Genomic DNA, 21048 nt, shown 5'->3' on the forward strand with positions numbered 1-21048 from the left:
GGTCGGTCTACGGACAGAGTGATGGCTCAGTTCATTTAAGCCCTTTTTGGGTAGCTTATTTACTCCCTTCATAAACAGGGCCATTCGCTTACTTAAGCAACTTTGCTCAAATTATGGTCGGCTGACTTGGTCTAAAATGCGTTATATCCTTGGTCAGCCAGTGAATCTGGTCTTTCTGGCCTACTATTTCGATCGTTCTGGCTACAGGATGCCAGATCAACTAACGTTATGAAGAACCTAATTTCAACGTACCGACTTCAATTTCATAAAGACTTTACCTTTCGCGATTTCGAGCGTATTATTCCGTACCTGGACAAGCTAGGCGTCAAAACGATTTATGCTTCACCAATATTTGAAGCGGTACCCGGCAGCCAGCACGGTTATGATTCCGTCAATCCCCAGCGAATCAACCCTGAGATCGGCACGGAAGAACAGCTCCAATCAATTCATCAGCAGCTAGCCGAGCGTGGTATCAACTGGCTACAGGACATTGTGCCTAACCACATGGCTTTCGATCCAGCCAACCGCTGGCTGATGGACGTGCTCGAGAAAGGACAGCTATCCTTATACGGCAACTTCTTTGACATTGACTGGGCGAATCCCGTTCACGATGGCAAATTGATGGTGCCATTTTTGGGCGCTTCACTTGAAGACGCGCTTCAAAACAACGAACTAACTGTTGATTATCAGGATAATCGTTTGGTCCTGGCTTACTACGATACGGCTTATCCAATACACCTGCGTTCGTATGCTGCTATTCTGAGAGCCGCCGGAAATAAGTCGGACCAGGTACCAGATGAATTACTGACCCAACTAGACGAGCTGCAAAAAATAACCGATGTCAAGCGTTACGCGCTGCGTTGCACAGCCTTTCAGATTGATCTGGACAAATGGCAAAGCGACATTAAAGCAAGAAATTACCTGAAAGCTTGTTTGAAAGCGGTGAATACTAATCCGGCGTTGCTCAAACAGGTTGTGGATGAGCAGGTGTATCAACTTTGCTTTTACGGCGAAACGGATTACCAGATCAATTTCCGGCGCTTTTTTACCGTCAATAGCCTCATCTGTCTGAATATTCAGGACCAAACCGTCTTTGAACACGTCCATAATCATACCAAGCACCTACTCGAAAGGGGTGTATTTCAGGGCCTGCGCATTGATCATATCGACGGCTTGTACGACCCGACTCAGTATCTGGAACGACTGCGAGAACTGGCAGGAGACGATGCTTATATTGTGGTCGAGAAAATTCTGGAAACCGGTGAAGACCTGCCTGCCAACTGGCCTATTCAGGGGGCAACGGGCTACGAGTTTCTGTCACTGGTCAATAACCTATTTACAAAAACGGGTAGCCAGCGGAAGTTTACCCAATTTTACACCAAGTTGCTCGGCGAGAAGCAGGTCGTTCATCAGGAATTGCACGACAAGAAAGCGTATATCCTCAACGAGCACATGCAGGGTGAGCGCGAAAACCTTTGCCGACTATTCCTGGATCTAAAGCTTATCGACGAAGACCGGTTGGCCAATCTTCCGGAAAATCGGCTAAAAGAAGCCATTGGTGAGTTTCTGATTCAGTGTCCGGTTTACCGGTATTATGGTAATCAACTACCGCTGGACGAGACCGAGTCAGGGGCTATTCAAGGTATTCTGGATCAGGTTCGTAAAAAAGCAACCCTTTCGCCAGCCGCCGATCTTCTGGAAGAAGCCTTATTGGTCAAACCGAAGGAAGGCGATGATGAATACAACCAGCGGGCCTTGCGTTTTTATCAGCGCAGTATGCAGTTTACAGGTCCGTTGATGGCCAAAGGCGTAGAAGATACGCTTATGTACACTTACAATCGCTTTATAGGCCACGACGAAGTAGGTGATTCACCGGAATTTTTTGGGTTAAAAACCGACGATTTCCATCAGAAGATGCTCGACCGGCAAGCGCGTTGGCCGTTATCACTCAACGCTACATCGACCCACGACACCAAGCGGGGCGAAGATGTTCGGAGTCGGCTCAATGTACTGACGGATTTGGCCGATGAGTGGTTCGACGAAGTGCAGACCTGGCAGCAACTCAACAATGATTTAAAGCAAGACGATTCTCCAGATGTAAACGACGAATATTTCATTTACCAGACGCTGATTGGGTCTTACCCAATGCCTAGCATCGATGCTCCCGCTAAAGCTGGTAAAAGTGCGTCGGCTCCTAGTCAGGATGAAGAAAGTTTTCCGGAGCGATTGAGCGAATATTTACAAAAAGCCCTGCGCGAAGCCAAACGGAAATCAACCTACACCGAGCCTAACGAAGCGTACGAGGAAGCCACAAAAACGTTTGCGCTAAATCTGTTAGATAAGAAAAAGCCGTTCTGGAAGCGGTTTGAATCGTTTCATCGACAAATAGCGGATCTGGGGATTATCAATTCTTTGGCGCAGTTGGTACTCAAATGTACGTGTCCTGGTCTGCCCGACGTGTATCAGGGTTGCGAAGGGTGGGACCTTAGTCTGGTTGATCCTGACAATCGGCGCCCCGTCGATTTTGATCAGCGTCAGCGTTGGCTGGACGAATTAACGACTGGCGACTCTGATAACCGTTGGCCGGAGTTATGGGAGAGCCGTTACGATGCCCGCATCAAACTGTTGCTGGTCCATCTTCTTCTTTCCGAGCGAAAGAAACAAGCCGATCTCTTTGCCAATGGACATTACATTCCGCTACAAGTGGAAGGGCGCTACAAGCAACACGTACTGGCCTTTGCCCGGCGTTATGGACAAAGCTGGTGTGTAGTAGCCGTTCCGCTGGGATTAGCGCAATTGTGCCGTGAACAGCAGACCGATGCGGTTTCTCTGGATTGGGCAAACACTCGAATAGTCTTACCGGATGAAGCACCTACTGAATGGCAGCATCAGTTAGTTAAGCGAACGGGTAAAATCGAAAAAGGCATCGCGGTTTCAGACGTGTTTGACTTTATACCGCTGGCCGTTATTAAGCTCAACCAGCCAAGTTGTACGCGTAGCGCTGGCATATTATTACCGATCACATCATTACCATCGCCTTATGGCGTCGGTGATTTTGGTCCCGAAGCCTCGTCGTTTGCCGATTTTCTCAGCCGCAGTCGCCAACGTTACTGGCAGGTATTACCCCTCAACCCCATCGATCCCGGACAAGGTTATTCGCCCTACAGTACCAACTCAAGTATGGCCGGAAACCCGTTACTGATCAGCCCTGATTTGCTGGTTAAAGAAGGTTTGCTGACTCAGGAAGAGCTAAAAACAGCAGTTTTGCCATCAACGAGTCGGACTGACTTTGCCGACGTTCAGCGGGTAAAAGAACAGCTGTTTGACAAAGCCTATCAGACCTTTAAACATCGGCAGACCTCCGCTCAAACAAAGCAATTCAGTCAGTTCTGTCAGAACGAATCGGCTTGGCTGGATGACTTCGCCTTGTATTTTGTCTTAAAGCAGCAGCATAATAACCAGCCGTGGTATACGTGGCAAGAGGAATACAAACTCCGACGGAAGAAAGCGCTCGACGCTTTTACGAAGCAGAATGAAGATTCATTAATGAAGGTTAAATGGCTTCAATTTGTTTTTGCCAGCCAGTGGAATCATTTGAAATCCTATTGCAACAGTTTGGGCATTGAACTGTTTGGTGACCTGCCTTTCTACGTTAGCTACGATTCGGTAGATGTATGGGCGCATCCAGACCTGTTCAGTATTGACGGCGAGGGCAACATGACCCGTGTGGCGGGGGTTCCGCCTGACTATTTCAATGCCAATGGTCAGCTTTGGGGTATGCCTACTTTCCAGTGGGATGTTCTGAAAAAACAAGGCTACAGGTGGTGGATTGATCGGCTCTGTAAAAACATGGAACGATACGACCTGTTGCGGCTAGACCACTTCCGCGCCTTCGCTGACTACTGGGAAGTACCCGCCGACGAAAAGACAGCTATCAATGGGACCTGGCAGCCCGGTCCGGGAGCCGAACTATTCACGGTCCTCCGCGACGAACTAGGCGAACTACCGTTTGTGGCCGAAGACTTAGGTAAGATTGATCAGGCGGTTTATGACCTGCGCGACGCGTTTGGATTACCAGGAATGGCAGTACTCCAGTTTGCCTACGGTGAGGACATGCCTAAGTCGGTCAATAACCTGCACAATCACATTCCAAATGTAATTGCGTACACCGGGACGCATGACAATAACACGAGCCGGGGTTGGTTTCGGCAAGATAATAAGAAGACGCAACAGAAGCAGTTGGAGCGCTACGTTGGTCTTTCCGTAACAGCCGACAACGTCCATCAGATTTTGTCTCGGATGGCCTACGCATCGGTCGCTCAAACGGCCATTCTGCCCATTCAGGATGTACTAGGATTAGATGAGTCCGCCCGCATCAACAACCCAGCTTCGGCTGACAACAACTGGACCTGGCGATTAGTACCCGGCCAGATTACCGCTCAAACTGAAGAACAGCTACGAGAGTGGACGGAGATCTATAACCGCTTTTAGAATAAAATACAGTACGCAACTTATTTCATCGACAGTACATGATTAAGATTGGCTATCACGCTTCGCACGAGCAATTTAAACCTAGTGTTTTATTAGACTACGTAAAACGGGCCGAACAGGCAGGCTTTACCGCATCGTCCTCGTCCGATCATTTCAACCCCTGGAGCAATCGCCAGGGCGAGAGTGGCTTTGCCTGGTCATGGCTGGGAGCCGCTTTGCAGGCTACCTCGCTAAGCTTTGGCGTGGTGAATGCGCCCGGACAACGATACCATCCCGCTATTATCGCTCAGGCGGCCGCTACGCTGGCAGAAATGTTTCCCGAGCGTTTTTGGATTGCGGTAGGAACAGGCCAGTCGCTCAATGAACACATAACTGGCGACAAATGGCCGTCGAAAGCCGATCGTAACGCCCGCTTAAAAGAATGCGTCGACATTATGCGAGCGCTGTGGGCGGGTGAAACGGTCTCCCATAAGGGCCTTGTTACGGTTGAAGAAGCTAAACTCTACACCTGTCCGGACGTAAAACCGCTACTGTTTGGCGCAGCGGTAACGAGTAAAACAGCCGAATGGGTTGGTAGCTGGGCCGACGGGCTGCTGACAATATCGCAACCGAAAGAAAAGTTGCAAGAGGTTGTTGACGCTTTCCGGCGCGGTGGTGGTGAGGGCAAACCGATGCATTTGAAAGTTCAGCTATCTTACGCAGCAACCAAAGAAGCCGCTCAGCAGGGAGCTTACGACCAGTGGCGGTCCAACATTTTCCCCAACGCGATGCTAACGGAATTGCGGACGCCTGATCAGTTTGATATGGCGGGGGAGATGGTAAATCTGCAAGAGGTTGATAAGATGGTACGTATCTCTGCCGATGTTCAGCAACACATGGCCTGGCTACAGGACGACTTGAACATGGGTTTCGAACAGCTGATTCTGCACAACGTCAATCTGGAACACGAGCAGTTTATTGCTGATTTCGGTCAACACGTATTACCATCGCTGCAACCTAAAAGTTAAGACGTGGTCGTTACTTGTCCTTGCTCCGGGCCGTTTACCTATTCTACTTTCCTCTGTTATGAATCAAGTACGCGCCACATCCTGGAATCAGCTCATGGAGTATTTGTACGAAGACGCCTGGATGCCAACCATCCAACGTTTTCGGCCGCCATTTGCCTTTCGGGGATTACCTGACGAGTCGTATACGCTGAACACATCGTTGATGCGGATGAGCGAAAACTGCGATCAGATCGAAGGCCATTTGTTACGCAACTTTAAGAAGTATGCGCTTCATAATGTAGTTGACTGAGATTCCTTCTGGTACTGGCTTTCGGTCGCACAACATCATGGCTTACCAACGCGCCTGATGGATTGGACATTTTCGCCTTATGTGGCTCTCCATTTCGTTACGGCGGACGTAGAACTCTACGACCGAGACGGCGTTATTTGGTGCCTGGATTATAAAAAAGTGCATCAAGAACTGCCAAAAGCCCTGAGTCATTTGCTGGCGGAAGAAGGAGCAGACGTGTTTACAATAGACATGCTGAGTGATATTCTTTCGTTGCGGGACTTTGACGCTCAGGCCGATAACACTTTTGCGTTGTTTTTCGAACCGCCATCAATTGATGATCGTATCGTTAATCAATACGCCCTGTTTTCCGTTATGTCTAACCCAACGATCGGTTTAGAAAGCTGGTTAAACGAACGACCCGATACGTACCGAAAAATTCGGGTTGCCCAAGAACTGAAATGGGAAATTCGGGATAAGCTTGATCAGGCCAACATTAACGAGCGAGTCCTTTTCCCCGGATTAGATGGTCTCAGTCGCTGGTTACGAAGGCAATACATGCAGGCCGTAGATCGCCAGGTGCTGAATAACTCAGACGAGCTATTGCGGTAAATGGAAAAAATCCAAACTGGTGACCGATTGCATCGTACATGAATCAATATAATCGGTCACCAGTTTGGGTTTGAAATAAAGTTTCAATCGATTCTGACCAAAGTGCGTCCCTGCATCTGGCCTTTCAAAATCGTCTGAATAGCTTCAGGAAGCGCAGCTAAGCCAATCTCATACGTCATCAATTCGAGGGCAGCGGGTTTCCAGTCATTAGCTAAGCGCTCCCAAACAGCCGCTCGCTGATCAATGGGAAATTGCACGGAATCGATCCCTACTAATTGAACACCCCGTAAAATAAAAGGAAAGACAGAAAGAGGTAGATCCCCACCGTTGACGTTACCGCAGCAGGTTACGGTCCCACCGTATTCGGTGCTCTTAATGACCGTAGCCAATACATTACCACCGACGGTATCAATAGCTCCGGCAAAACGAGATTTTAACAAGGCTTTACCAGACGTATCGTCCATATCCGAACGCGGAATAATGTCAGTCGCTCCGAGTGAAGTCAAAAAGTCGTGGGCAGTTGCCTTACCGCTCACGGCTATTACGGCAAACCCCAGTCGGTGCAAAATACCGACCGCAACCGAGCCTACGCCACCCGTAGCGCCTGTCACCAAAACGGTTCCATGATCAGGAGTTAAACCGTTTTTGAGCAGAGCGGCTACACTCAATCCGGCTGTGAATCCAGCAGTTCCGTAGATCATACTCTCCCGCAGTGTCAGCGATTCAGGCCGTCTAACAATCCAGTTTGCTGGTACACGAATGTACTGAGCGAACCCTCCGCTGGTATTCATTCCCAGATCGAAACCGGTAACAATAACTTCGTCACCTGGTTGCCAGTGGGCGCTATGGGAAGCCTCGACAACCCCCGCAGCGTCTATTCCCGGTGTATGCGGATAGCTTCTCGTTACACCTTTGTTACCCGAAGCGGATAGAGCATCTTTGTAATTCAACGAAGAATAGTGAACTCGAATCAATACGTCTCTAGCGGGCAAATCGATTACCTGTTTCGTAGAGATTGTGGTGTCGTAGCCACCTGTTTCATTCGAAGAAACGAGCAGGCACTGAAAGGTTTTATCCATAGTCAACGAGCAACGATTATACGGCAGTAAATCTAAACGTTAATGGCTTAACGCATGTTTTAATCTAACGTAATGACCAGTTTGCCTTTTGTTTTACCCGTCTCCTGCTGTAAATGGGCCTTTTCCATGTTATCGAATGAATAGGTCTGCGAAACGTGGGATTTGAGCGCTCCCTGCCAATTTTAAAATCGGTGACCTGCTCGCCCACCTCAGTGATGGTACCGGAAATATCCCAACCGATAATAAGCGGACGGTTATCCCGCAGCCGTCCGGCAATGCCTTTGCCCGCTCTGGTTTTTACGTCAACAGGATTAATACTAATTGCTTTTACCTTGATAAGGACTTCATCTTCCTTTATTGTTGGCTTTGGCACGTCTGTGATTACAAGTTGATCGACACCCCCAAATTCATTTAGTACGATTGCTCTCATGTCATTAGTTGATTAAAGGTGCAAACTTATACCGTATCATCATAGCATATACGGTATAAGTTTTCTTTAAATCAGTACTTTTAAACCATGAAACGAGAAAGTCTTCATCAGCCGTTCGAGATCGTTTATAAAACGCTTGATGAGTATCCAAAGGAGGAACATCGGCATTTGTTCTTTGAACTGGTCTACGTTATTTCGGGTACGGGGATTCAATGCATCAACCAGAATCGGTTTTCGTACCGAACCGGTCATATGTTTTTGCTGACGCCGGACGATTGTCATTCGTTCGATATTGAAACGACAACGGAGTTCTTTTTCCTACGCTTCACGGATATCTATATAAAATCAAAAGCATTTCACACCGAAGACATTCAACGGCTTGAGTTTATTCTCCAAAACGCTAACCACCAACCGGGCTGCGTTTTGAAAAACTTACCAGATAAACAGTTGGTACGACCGATAGTAGAAGCTATTATTCGTGAGTATGTCAATCGTGACCTGTACAACCAGGAGTTGATCGGCCAGTTAGTAAATACATTGATTGTGATTGTAGCCCGTAACATCGCGCGCTACATGCCCGAAAAGACGAACGCCCAAACGGATGAGCGGGCTTTAGCTATCCTAAATTACATTCAGAACCATATCTACGAACCCGAAAAAATCAGGGCGGAAGCAGTTAGCCAACATTTCGGCATCTCCGAAACCTATCTAGGGCGATATTTCAAGAAACACACGGGTGTAACTCTTCAGCAATACATTACCAACTACCGAACGAAGCTAATCGAAGCTCGGCTATTACATAGTGCTATGCGCATCAATGAAATTGCCGCAGAACTAGGCTTCACTGATGAAAGTCATCTCAACAAGTTTTTCAGAAAACAGAAAGGATTAAGTCCGACTGTATTTCGTAAGAATGGGTCACGTGTTGCATCGAACTAATTACTAGATTGCCCATTCCACCAACATTGAAAAATTATTATGTCCAATAAGTAAGGCTTATCGGAACTTGCATTTTTAACAAATTCTTTTTTTTACAATGTGGGAATGTATTAAAGATTTAGAAAAGCCTTTGTTCTGCTAAAAGATCCGGGAAATGGAGCCAATACAGTATACTACAACCAGAAGACTTCTATCATCCTCTGGTTGTAGTATACTTTTCTGGAAAGTCACTTTATGAAGCTCTTAAAGGTTGTAGTATTCGGTGCGGCTTAATACAAAGTCAATCGTTGCTGATCTTTCAGAAGCACCGCTTGTAAGGTAGCGTAAGGCAACCGCTGGGGCGCTACCTTGTTGTCAATCGAAAGGACGGCAGCAGTAGCGGCTGACTGGCCTAGGATCATAAAGACCGGCTCCATCCGAATCGAACCGTAGGCGATGTGTGAACTGGATACGCAGACCGGCACCAGCAGGTTATTGCATTCAGACTCCTTGGGCAAAATAGAGCCGTAAGAAATGGAATAAGGTTTATCAGGATGTACGCCAATATCTCCCTCGTTCTGCACAAAACCATCTGGCCGGACGTATCGCTGGGCATTGTGCGCGTCCAGTGCGTAGGAACCCATGCCGATGGGTTGGGGCACATCCGTTTTCCCCAGCGCGTCGGCTTCTTTCATCACAAACATACCGAGCATCCGCCGGGCTTCGCGAACATAAATCTGGTGCGGCCAGTTGCCGTTATCCGTAAACTCATCCTTCGCCAGTCCCCACTGACTTACCGCCTGCCGAACGTCATCCGGAACGCGTTTATCATTCGCCATGAAGTATAGCAACCCCTGCTGATACAGTTGATGATCCCGGATAATCTGCCGCCGACGGTCGTACGTAGCGTCGGGATAATCATAATTTTTACCGAGATAATCGCTGCTGAACGGCCCGTGGTTATTGGTATCCGTCTTACGGTTCGGGATTGGATCAAATTTCTGGAAGGTTTCGCGCCAGCCACTGTCAAATACCCGGCCCAGCAACTCATAACGAGTTGGGTCGTACCCTTCGGGCTTCGGGAACGGCACGCGGTTTTCGGGGTTGTTCGTCATGCACATCCGAAAACAATACGCCTGAATTTTATGGTCACCCGCCCCTTTTTCGCCCGGCCCATCCGGAGCGATTTCAGGCAGTAAACCACTTTTGGGATCTCCTGGCACTTTATAAGGGCTGACGTTGGCTTTGAAATAATGACCGTGCTGGAACACATTGGGCTGCACGCCATTCCAAGTTTCCCCATACACGCTGTTTGCTTCCCGACCTATGTGGTAACGTACCCCCGCAGCGGCCATCAGGTCGCCTTCGTAAGTAGCGTCGATAAACATCTTGCCCTCGTAAATCTGTCCGCTCAGCGTACGGAACGATTGAATGGCACTTCCTTTTTTTGTAACGCCCTTCGATGACCGATCAAGCCATTCGTTTCGGTAAACAGTCAGCTTATTTTCCCGAACGAAATCCTCAAAAACCTGCTCAGCCGCGTGGGGTTCAAAAATCCACATGGTACGAGCGTTGCCATCGATAGCCGGTGTCCCTTGCCCTTTGTTGCCGTACTCATCCCGTTTCTGCCATTTCCAGGCCGAATCCTGTTGATAGTGCTGATAAAGGCGCTGGTAAAATTCGCGGGATAAGCCTCCAATTACTTCTTTATTACCCGTATCAGTAAAGCCTAATCCGCCCGACGACAGTCCCCCGAGGTGTTTGTCCGGCGAAACAATCAGCACCGACTTACCCATTTTTTTTACCTGAACGGCGGCTGTCACGGCGGATGCCGTTCCTCCGTAAATAATGACATCGGCGCGTCGAACCGCCACTGGTCGGGCGGCATTAGCAGCGGTAAAAACAGTTAACAAAAGTGCTAAGCAGCTTAAAATCAGACTTGCTACGAACTCGTTAACAGAAGATATTAATCCAGAAAAGGAGGGTTTAGTCATTGTCAATCAATAAAGTGTTAGGTCTAATAGAAAAGTTATAGCCGTTTTTCAGGAACAAACAGAACGTCATCGGCAACAACGGCACCCGTTGCGCCTTTACTAGTGATTTCAACATAAGCGTTATTTCCGGCGGGCAGTTGATAATCGCCCAGATGCACCCATTCGCCAGATGTTTGACCCGCTACTTTCACATCCGCACTGCTAATCGTTTTCTCCATTTTCCGTTGACCGTCAAAGACGTCAATGGTTGACTGAGAAGCGGCTTTCGGCACTTTGGGTACGTAGGTGTAAATCGCGTATTTACCCGCTTTGGGAATGGTGGGTTTGAAGCGAATGGATTTTGCTTCCTGATGACCCGTCGTATCGACAAAAAACGAAGGACCGTAACCACCGGATGTACGTTTTACCCAACTTCCCTGCGTCGTTGTCTGAGCGGCATTGTCACTGGTTATCAGAATATCGGGCGCACTTCCGTCGGCAAGTGGGTTAGATGCCAGTCGTTGCTGTAATTTTTTTACATCAATGGTTTGAACAGACTGTTTGGCATCAATCGCCATACCCGCAGCTACCGCAGCCGACTGACCCAGCACCATGAACACGGGTTCCATCCGAATAGAGCCGTAGGCAATGTGCGTGGCTGACAAACAAACCGGAACCAGCAGATTACTAACTTCTTTCTGTTTGGGAATGATGGCGCGGTATGAAACCGGATACGGCCCGAAGCCTCCCTTTTCGACATTACCCTCGTTTTTCACAAACCCATCGATGATCTGCCGGTCGCAGTTGTGCGAGTCCATCGTGTAAGCCGCCATGCCCACGCCGTCCGTTACCGTTTCGCGACCCTGACAATGATTCTGCGTCATCACTAGTTCACCAACCAGCCGCCGGGCCTCCCGAACGTAGAGTTGATGAGTCCAGTTACCGTTGTCGGTGTACTCATCCTTGGGGTAGCCCCATTTTTGCATTTCGTCGCGCATAGCCGTCGGTATTCGGGGGTCATTGCCCACAAAGTACAGTAACCCTTTGGAGTAGCTAACGTGGTCGTTCCAGATTTTGGCACGGGTGGTATAATCCGCATCCGGGTAGTCCCAGTTCATACCAATCATATCGGTCGAGAACCCATTTCGGTTGTTAATGTCCGTTTTACCATTGGGCATCAGGCTCCAGATAAAAACGTTATTGATTGATTTCCAACCCCGTTTCTCGATAATCCGAAGCAACAGTTCGTATTTCTTGGGGTCGTAATCGTCAGGTTTGGTGATGGGTACCCTGTTTTCCGGTTTGTTAGTCAGGCAGATGCGGAAGTTGTAAGCCTGAATCTTTTTGTCCCCCGATCCGGCGGGCTGCGGGCTTGTTGGATGAATACCCCATAGTAAACCGCTTTTCGAATCGCCCGGTGTGACATAAGGATCCGTACCCTCGGGCATCTGGTGTCCTTCCATGACCTGAACGCCGTTGAACGTTTCGTTATACTGGCTGTTGGCCTCGCGCCCAACCGTGTACGAAACCCCGGCTTTCGCCATCAAATCACCTTCGTAAGAACAGTCAATGAACATTTTGGCCCGGATTGTCCGGTTGGTAGATTTGGTAGGCTTTGTGGAGCTTTCGAGCGTAATCTGCTGAATAGTAATACCTTTTTTCTCGACATCGACCAACCGGTGTTCGTATATAACCGGAACATCTCCCCGTTTGCAATAGTCCTTGAAAAGATTCTCGGCTACGCTGGGTTCGAAAATCCATTGTTCAAACTTGCCGTAGTGCTGACCCATCCGTCGGTAAAAATCGTTGGCCAATCCCGTAATGGCGTATTTGTTCCCAATATCCGTGTAGCCCAGACCGCCCGAACTCATGCCACCCAGATGCCGGCCCGGTTCGATCAGCAGTACCGTCTTTCCGGTTTTCTTTGCGGTATAAGCTGCGATGACGCCCGCCGATGTACCGCCGTAAATACAGATATCGTACGACTGGTTCTGCGCCTGAACGTTGCCTGAAAGTGTTAGCAATAGCAAGCACAGGAGGTATAGCCCCGTTTTTTTCATAAGTACAGAATAAGACAGTTGATAAAAATTGGTTCAGGCGATCAGCAGTTGGTGCGACCACCTGAACGTAATTCTAAATAGTAGTTAGTAGCCAGGATTCTGGTCCTCGGCGTTGATCAATCCGTTGTTGTCAATCTCCACTTTCGGAATGGGCCATAGCAGGTGCGACTCTTTAACCGTCTTGCCTTTAGCCGCCAGAATAATGGCTTTTAGTCTGTCGACGCCCAACCGCTTGAGGTCGTTCCAGCGCTTGCCTTCAATCATAAACTCGTAGGCTCTTTCCTGAAGCACCGCATCCCGAAACGCCTGCGCGCTTAAACCAACCAGATCAACAGCAGCGTTCGGTGTGTTGATATCCACACCATAAGCTCTCCGCCGAACCTGATTGACAGCAGCATAGGCGTCAGCAGCAGGTCCACCGGCGGCCTGGCTGGCTGCTTCGGCATAAATCAAGAGCGCATCGGCATACCGGAAAATAGGAAGATCGTTGCCACTGGCGTTGGCCGCAACCGAAGAGGGGTCCTTAAATTTGCGAAACTGATAAGGCTCATTTACGGGTAAGGTAATGGTCTGGCCCGTTGTGCGGTTTACGTATTGGCCGTATAGATTGAACTCCTTCCGCAAATCTTTAGCATCCCAGTTAGCAATGAGCGGAAACGTCTGCCGTGCATAAATGGTGCGGAAACCGGGCGGTGAGTATTGCGTATTCTCTGCGTGAATGTAAAGCAGATACTGGAAGCCCTGACCACCCGCCGACGAGTATTTCAGCGAAAAAATATCCTCTGAACTAGTGATGGCCGTAGCTCCGTAGATCTTTTCAAAGTCGGCAACCGTTTGTACCGGAACGAGCGAATACACTTTAGCGTCCATCACCTCCTTGGCTTTATCGCGCGCCAACGCCCATTCTCCCCGCGTCAGGTACACATCAGCCAGAAACGTTTTGGCTGCCCATTTTGTTGGCTGACCGGCGACAACCGGTGCTGCGGGTAAGTCGGCCTCAGCCACCGCCAGATCATCCAGAATGAGTTTGTAGACATCCGCTACCGGGGAACGAGCAACGTCGTTTGACCCTTTAGAGACTGTCCGGATCGGTACCGGTCCCCAGCCACGTACCAGGTCATAATACACCAGCGCCCGCAGGAACCGAGCCTCGGCCAGCAACGTCTTTTTATCATTTTCGTTCATGGCAATGGCCGGAATACGCTCCAGGGCAATATTGGCACGCAGAATAGCCCGGTAACAAAACGCCCAGATTCCTTCAACCCGACCGATGTTTGTTCCATCCAGCCCCTGGTATTCGCTGATAATGGCGTAAGAACCACGTCCGTTGGCGTAGTCGGTGTTGGCTTCCTGTTCCAGCAGGTGTACTGTACCATAATAGCCGAACTCCCGGATTGCCTGGTAAATAGCGTAGGTCGCGGAACGGGCATCAGTGGCATTTTGGTAAAAATTCTCCTCGGTCAGGCGATCAACCGGAACTTCTTCCAATGCGGTTTCGCAGGAAGAAAACACGGCTAAAGTGGCAATAATGAATAGTATCTTTTTCATGAATTGGGCGGCTGAAAATTAAAATCCGACACTGACTCCGAACGTGAAGGTCTTGGCAACGGGGTAACTAGTCTGGTCGATGCCTACACTAATCGATGCTGCTCCACCCCGGCTGCTGACTTCCGGATCAAACCAGGAATACTTGGTGAACGTAAGTAGATTCTGGGCGCTGGCGTAAATCTGAGCGGTTTTCAACCAGTTGATCTGCAATTTGGAAACTGGCAGGTTGTAGCCCAGCCGCACGTTTTTGACGCGCATAAAAGAGCCATCTTCGACGAAGCGATTGGATTCGCGAAAGGTCGTACTAATACTTACTTTCGGGTTTTTGGCGTTTACATTCGGATTTTCCGGTGTCCACCGATCGAGTGAACTCCTTACCTGATTTTCACCAAAATTGAAGGCGTTGGCCTGATTCGACAGGTTAAAATTGAAAATGTCTGCTCCCTGTACACCCTGCAAGAAAACGTTCAGCGTGAAGTTTTTGAAAGAGAAGTTATTGTTGAACCCATAGATGAATTTCGGGTTTGGATTACCGATAATTGTACGGTCGAGATTATTGATCGTGCCGTTTCCGTCAAGGTCTTTGTACTTGATCGTACCATTTTCATTCAGCCCATCTTCCAGGTAGCCGAAGAAAACGCCAACCGGCTGACCTTCCCGCACCAGGTTAATGGAAACGTTGAGGGGAATGTCCAGCGCCTGACCAAACACGTCACTGCCCGAAGCAAGCTTAATAACTTTATTGCGATTAGCAGCAAAATTGACGTTAGCATCCCATTTAAACGCGCCGGTTAAGATATTTCCGCCCAAATCAAGTTCAACACCCTGATTGCGGATGGTACCCAAGTTTTGAATCTGGCTCGAATAACCGGATGACGACGGGAGCAGCACATTTGCCAGCAGATCATTCGTGTTTTTTACGTAATAATCCGCTGTGAAACGTAGCCGTTCGTTGAAAAAGCCAAAATCTATCCCAGCGTTGGTTTGGCTTGTCGTTTCCCATTTTAGATCAGGGTTAGGCTGCGTATTACCAGGAGCGAAGCCGGTGTACAAATCGTTACCCAAAACAATCTGAGATGAATTCAATGTATTGAGCGTCTGGTACGGATCGATTGCCGTACTGCCTGTTTGCCCCCAGCCCAGCCGCAGTTTCAGGTTGGAAACGTAGGTCAGGCTTTTGATAAAAGGCTCTTCACTGACGCGCCAGGCCAGAGCCGCCGACGGAAAATACCCCCATTTGCTGGATACACCGAATCGGGAAGAACCATCAGCCCGTATGCTGGCCGTAACTAGATACCGGTCGCGATAGGAATAATTAGCACGGGCCAAACCAGAAAATAGTTTCCAGTTTGTAACAAGAACAGTCGGTGTTTGAATGACACTTCCTGATTGCAAATTATTATTTGAGAGCACATCCGTTGTGAAACCGCTAGCTCCCGTTATGTTCCGGTTAAACTGTTCGCTTTGGTACGTAACTCCCCCGGTGAAGGCTAGCGAATGAACTTGATTGATTGTCTTCGTGTAATTAAGAATATTTTCGTTCAGGAAATTAGTCCGTGTTTCATAAGTCGTAGTACCTACCCCGGACGGAGACGCTTTGAAAAGTCTCGGCGAATAATAATCGGTTCGGGAGTTTGCATAATCAACCCCCGCCGAAACGCGTAATGTTAGGCCGGGAATAAACTCATAGGTTAAGCCTAAATTCGTTAATACACTGCTCCCCGTCCTTTCACTCAATCGCTCTAGCGCCAATGCCACCGCGTTTTCAGCAGCATTGGGACTAAACGAATACGGCACTACGTTCGAATAATTGCCATTGGCATCCCGGGGCGCAATCATTGGCGGAGCGGTCAGCGCTGCGGACACCACGCCATTCCCCCGTGAACTATTGTCATTGGAAATCATCCGATTACCAGTCCGGCTCAATACACTGGAGTAATTGAGTTTCAGCTTATCATTGATTTTTTGGTTGATATTCGCCCGTACGGAATAGCGCTGATAGCCGGACCCAATAACAATACCGTCCTGGTCGAAAAAACTGCCGGAAATGGAGTATTGCGTTTTTTCACTACCTCCCGAAAACGTAACGACGTGGTTCTGGATGGGCGCAGATCGGAAAATGGCATCCTGCCAGTTGGTACCCTCACCAAACGAATTAACCTGTTCGGGTGTAAAATAAGGTTGAAGGCCATCGTTCTTTGCCCGTTCGTTGGCAATCTGAGCAAACTCCGTAGCGTTCAATAACGACAGTTTTTTGCGTACCTGCTGAAATCCTACGTAGCTGTCGATATTCACCCGGTTGGAGCCACTTTTACCAGTTCGCGTCGTAATCAGCACAACACCATTGGCCCCGCGTGATCCGTAGATAGCCGTAGCGGACGCATCTTTCAGCACTTCAATCGATTCAATATCAGCGGGGTTAATTGTCGTAGGACTCCCCGAAAGCGCAAACCCATCGACAACGTACAGCGGTTCGTTGTTACCCAGCAGCGAATTGCCGCCCCGTACCCGAATGCTGATGTTTGAACCCGGCGCACCGGAGTTCTGAATAACCTGCACACCAGCCGCCCGGCCCGCCAATCCCTGCGCGGCATTGACAACCGGAAACGCATTGAGTTCTTTACTACTGACGGATGCAAGCGCACCCGTGACATCACTACGCTTCTGGGTGCCGTAGCCAACCACAACCACTTCGGACAAGGATTTAACGTCCGATCCGAGCTTAACATCAACTACCGTACGTCCGTTTATGGCGATTTCCTGCGTCTGATAACCGATAAAGGAAAAAACCAGCGTTGCCGCTCCGTCGGGTGCATTGATTGAATAATGTCCGTTAACGTCGGTGACCGTACCAGTTTGCGTACCTTTTACAACGACACTAACCCCCGGTAGGCCCTGACTCTGATCGTCAATGACCGTACCCGAAACCGCCAGCGCCGAAGGAACTGCTGGATTCAGAACGGCACCCTGCATGTCTTCTCGGGTGAGCAGAACCCGTCCGGAAACCACGCGATAGCTAATGGACAATGGCCCCAAAAGCGTTTTCAACACCTCGTGAAGTCGCTCGTTGGAAGCCCGTATCGACACCAGCCGATCGGCCTGAATTATCTTTTTGCTGTAAACAAACTTGACGGAAGCCTGGACTTCAATCTGGTTTAGAACGTTCTGCAAACTTGTTTTTTCCAGTTGCAGATCAATCGTCCGCTCCAGAATTTCCTGCGCGCTACTAGGATGCGCGTAGGTTAACGTAGTAAGTAATAGAGCAAGGATCAATTGGGTCAGGGACAGTTTCATAAGCATGCCAACGGATGCACACAATTTCAAGTGTCGAATTCTTTTCATACTTTTAATCGAGTTCTTTTTTGCGAAAAAATGGAACAAACAATCCCGCACTTACTCGAAAGCGAATAAGTCAATTCTGGTGGCACAGAAGCGGGTTCTTTCTTGGCCGGTAGTGGTGGCACACTATCGGCTTTTTTGCTTCTACAGAAATTAGAAAAGTGATTTACATGAAATTCAAGGATTTAAAGTGAGTACAGACTTCAACAGAAAGCAGTTTATGGGTAGCAACCAGAACCGCTAATCAAAATACGGGTGCCTTTTCGGACGTAGCTGGCGTTGACGGATTGACAGATAATATTCAACTGCTCATCCATTGTCAAATCGGTAATATCGCCGGTGAAGGTGCAGTATTGCATGTTTCGGTTACGCGCCGTTAACGCAATACCGTAGCGTTTTTCCAATCGCTTTAATACAGCCGTCAGCGGAACATCATTAAACGCGATTGTTACGGAAGAATCAATGGGAATTGGATTGCGGACCAGACCAGTCTGGAGCCAGGGAGCTTCAGCCGAATAAGACACCTGCTGGTTTGGCGTCAAGGTTACCCGTTTACGAGCGGTTTGCTGTTGTTCATACACGGCTACTTTACCGGTGACCACGGCTACCTCAATACGATTTAGTTTCACTTCATTTTTCACCCAAAAACTGGTGCCCAGCACTTGCGTTACCAACTTGCTGCTATAAACCCGAAAGGGCTTACGCGCATTTTTGGTAATCTTGAAGAAGGCGTTTCCCGTCAGGTGGACTTCGCGCTGGCTAGCCGCAAATACGTTAGGATAGGTCAGGCTGCCGCCTGGCATCAGCGTGACGATACTCTTATCGTCTAGGACGAGTGTTTGTGGATAAGCGCCCGAATTGGTCAGATGCCGCACATTGCTTCCTGACGGTAAGTAAGCCGTTTCCTTGACGGGAGATGTAAAATAACCTCGACTGAAATACAACGCAGCCAGCAAGGAAATAGCAGCGATTGACGCGGCCAATCGGGCATAGAAACCAAACGAATACTCTCGTCCCAGCGGTTGCTGACGAACTATGGGTGCTGCCTCCTCGACTGCGCGATGACGGATCGCTGACCAGATTCGCTGTTCCGCCTGATCTTTCTCTTCCAGTGATAAAGCTTCCTGTGAATCGTGCGCTAACTGGTCGTACCATTCATGAATCAGGCGGGCCTCCTGTTCGGTGCATTCGCCACGCTGGTAGCGCAACAGCAGTCGGCCAAACTCTTCCTTGTTCATACTACTTCCAGGTAGGCTTTGCTCCCTCCTACCTTACACAAGTCGTTTGACAAGACGCTTTCCCTAAATGCTTTTAAAACTTATTGAAACAGTTATAGAATAATCACATAAAACCACTTAATCAATTAGAATAATACAATTGAAGATATATAAGATACCACCTGTCAGTTAATAGAAAGCCTGGATTACTCACAGTAGAAAATATAGTAGAGCAACAGAATGATGAAGTGTTCTTTGCAGTGCATTCGTAGAAACTTCACGGCCTTGGTCAAGTGATACTCAACGGCTTTTTCCGAAAGATGCAAATGAGTAGCTATTCTGGCGACGGACCAGTTATCTAAATAATTTAACCGAAAGATTTCCTTTGACTTTTCGGGTAGTGTTTCCAGACCATCTTCCAGAATTGCCAGCAGTTCATTGCCCAGGATGGTTTCCTCGGTTGTAGCGTCCTCCTGCACCAGAAAGGCCCGGTAGTAGGTATTGTATTGTTCTTGAGTTATCTGAGTCCGGATATGGTCAATAACGGCATAGCGGATAGCCGAAAAAAGGTAATAGCGCAAGTGGATTATCCGGACCGTAGCTCTTCGCTCCCAGAGCTTCACGAAGATATCCTGCACCAACTCCTCAGCAACTTCTTTATTTTTCAGCTTCCGGAAAGCGACCAGAAATAAAGGATACCAATAATGCTGATAAATGGTTTGGAATGCGTTTAGCTCACCAGCGCGCAGTCCATTCAGCAACGTTTCTTCCTCTATTTCCGGAATACTTTCGTTCATATTGGTAGGATTAGGAAACCTGATTGGATGCTGACGCTACAGCGACCAGACTTTTAGATCAATAAAGTTATGTGAAATAATTTTATATTATAATAACCGCGTTTTCTCAGGCATTTTTTACCGATCAAGCTAGTGCTATGTTTTTAATTTAGTAGTATCCTTGGTAATCAATGACGCACGAATGTATAGGCAAAGCAGGCTCTGCCTAATAAGCGTAAAGGCGCTAGACACGGCGGGGTCGGTTTTGTGAAACCAACCCCGCCGTGTCTAGCGCCTTTAGGTACCTTTTGTAGTTTGAACCACAGAGGTTCACTATCAGCTAGCCATCAGACCACATATAAGAAAGGTAGTTAGAAGGGCTAAAGGGTTACTTTTTGAATAGTGCCGTCAAACGTCTGGGCGACGTAATACGTAGTTGGTCCAACACGCTTGATCGAATTAGGGAAGTTTAAACCGCTTAGTAAGGCCGTATTCGCCTGAACCGATGAACGAACAATCCGGCCTGAACGCTCGTCGAAACCCTGCCCATTCCATTGGCCGTATTCAAGCACGACCGGCTGTCCATCTGGTCCCAGTTCGATGTCGGTCAGCGTCGTTAAGCCTGTCTGAAATGTAGACTCGTTACCATTCAGGTCGAACTGATAGATGGGTGCCTGCCCGCTTGGGTATGGATAACCGGAGAAGTTACTGACCAGAAATTTCCGGCCATCGAAAGCAATGCCCGTTGGTACAGCTTCCAATGTATCCCCGCCCGGATGAATGATAGGTGGAATGGTAGCAAATACGCTGAACGCGCCCGTAGTGGCTTTTCGACGGATAATTGCATTAGCAGCAGCATCGACTATAAACAGGTCGCCATCCGGCCCTACGGTCAGATTAAACACATCCGATGCATCGGTATCGGATTGAAATGAGTAGGCTTTGACAAATGAGCCAATATCTTCATAACTCAAATTAGCAGCATTCAGAGGAGCGTCTCCTGGCTTGAATGAAGTAATGTCAAACCGGTATAATCGGCCTTCAACCCCGTGCAGCAGCCATAACGTGTTACCTTGAAGCAGCAGGTGATTAAGGCCAAACACGGCCCCTTCGGGACTTACCTCCGAGGAAAATCCTTTAACCACTGGATAGACCTTACCGTCTTGCGTAATCAGGCTCAGTTGTCCGTCGTTTGTCGTTCCGCTGCCAGCTTCAGTAACCCACAATTGACCCTGGCTATCTGCCTCCAGACCCAGCGGGCTGACTAGACCAGACGCTACCTGAGTGACAGGCGATGGACTAATATGATCCTTGAAGACTTGGCAACCTG

The 21048-nt window shown here is 48.6% G+C and carries 12 protein-coding genes and 2 pseudogenes; 4 read left to right on the top strand and 10 right to left on the bottom strand.

The window, feature by feature from the left end; genetic code table 11:
* Positions 1-228: 228 nt before the first annotated feature.
* The 3 genes and pseudogenes from treY to M0L20_RS23430 all read left to right on the top strand — a co-directional run bounded on the left by treY (position 229) and on the right by M0L20_RS23430 (position 6378).
* Complete coding sequence (gene treY, locus M0L20_RS23415; RefSeq protein ID WP_248479435.1) at positions 229-4491, top strand: malto-oligosyltrehalose synthase; 4263 nt, start codon at positions 229-231, stop codon at positions 4489-4491.
* A gap of 38 nt (positions 4492-4529) precedes the next feature.
* Entirely contained in the window at positions 4530-5498 is a 969-nt protein-coding gene (locus M0L20_RS23420; RefSeq protein WP_248479436.1) for a TIGR03885 family FMN-dependent LLM class oxidoreductase, read from the top strand.
* A 121-nt stretch (positions 5499-5619) separates the two neighbouring features.
* Positions 5620-6378: pseudogene (locus M0L20_RS23430) on the top strand (FRG domain-containing protein).
* Positions 6379-6461: 83 nt separating this feature from the next.
* Here the strand turns inward: M0L20_RS23430 and M0L20_RS23435 are convergent.
* The 3 genes and pseudogenes from M0L20_RS23435 to M0L20_RS23440 form a co-directional block, all read right to left on the bottom strand.
* Positions 6462-7457, bottom strand: coding sequence for a YhdH/YhfP family quinone oxidoreductase (locus tag M0L20_RS23435; protein ID WP_248479439.1), 996 nt, complete (start codon positions 7455-7457; stop codon positions 6462-6464).
* 59 nt (positions 7458-7516) lie between these two features.
* Entirely contained in the window at positions 7517-7585 is a 69-nt protein-coding gene (locus M0L20_RS30365; protein WP_354004264.1) for a hypothetical protein, read from the bottom strand.
* A 56-nt stretch (positions 7586-7641) separates the two neighbouring features.
* Positions 7642-7887, bottom strand: a pseudogene (locus M0L20_RS23440) (alcohol dehydrogenase catalytic domain-containing protein); the annotation flags it as partial.
* A gap of 87 nt (positions 7888-7974) precedes the next feature.
* Between M0L20_RS23440 and M0L20_RS23445 the strand changes: the two are divergent.
* A complete protein-coding gene (locus M0L20_RS23445) occupies positions 7975-8826 on the top strand; it encodes a helix-turn-helix domain-containing protein (RefSeq protein ID WP_248479441.1) in 852 nt (283 codons plus the stop codon).
* A 269-nt stretch (positions 8827-9095) separates the two neighbouring features.
* On the opposite strand, the gene M0L20_RS23450 is transcribed toward M0L20_RS23445, so the two are convergent.
* From M0L20_RS23450 to M0L20_RS23480, 7 genes are all read right to left on the bottom strand, one after another.
* Positions 9096-10799, bottom strand: a complete 1704-nt coding sequence (locus tag M0L20_RS23450; protein ID WP_248479442.1) for an FAD-dependent oxidoreductase — start codon at positions 10797-10799, stop codon at positions 9096-9098.
* Positions 10800-10834: 35 nt separating this feature from the next.
* Positions 10835-12838: an FAD-dependent oxidoreductase gene (locus tag M0L20_RS23455; RefSeq protein ID WP_248479443.1), complete on the bottom strand. Its 2004-nt coding sequence runs from the start codon at positions 12836-12838 to the stop codon at positions 10835-10837.
* A gap of 84 nt (positions 12839-12922) precedes the next feature.
* A complete protein-coding gene (locus M0L20_RS23460; protein WP_232563096.1) occupies positions 12923-14386 on the bottom strand; it encodes a RagB/SusD family nutrient uptake outer membrane protein in 1464 nt (487 codons plus the stop codon).
* An 18-nt stretch (positions 14387-14404) separates the two neighbouring features.
* On the bottom strand, positions 14405-17728 hold the full coding sequence (locus M0L20_RS23465; RefSeq protein ID WP_248479444.1) for a SusC/RagA family TonB-linked outer membrane protein: 3324 nt from the start codon (positions 17726-17728) through the stop codon (positions 14405-14407).
* Positions 17729-17943: 215 nt separating this feature from the next.
* Positions 17944-18963: a FecR family protein gene (locus M0L20_RS23470; protein ID WP_248479445.1), complete on the bottom strand. Its 1020-nt coding sequence runs from the start codon at positions 18961-18963 to the stop codon at positions 17944-17946.
* Between the two features lie 185 nt (positions 18964-19148).
* On the bottom strand, positions 19149-19739 hold the full coding sequence (locus tag M0L20_RS23475) for an RNA polymerase sigma-70 factor (protein WP_248479446.1): 591 nt from the start codon (positions 19737-19739) through the stop codon (positions 19149-19151).
* Positions 19740-20098: 359 nt separating this feature from the next.
* The coding region (locus tag M0L20_RS23480; protein WP_248479448.1) for a ScyD/ScyE family protein at positions 20099-21048 on the bottom strand (950 nt) is incomplete at its 5' end.

The sequence above is a fragment of the Spirosoma liriopis genome, assembly GCF_023196085.1.
Lineage (GTDB): Bacteria > Bacteroidota > Bacteroidia > Cytophagales > Spirosomataceae > Spirosoma > Spirosoma oryzicola.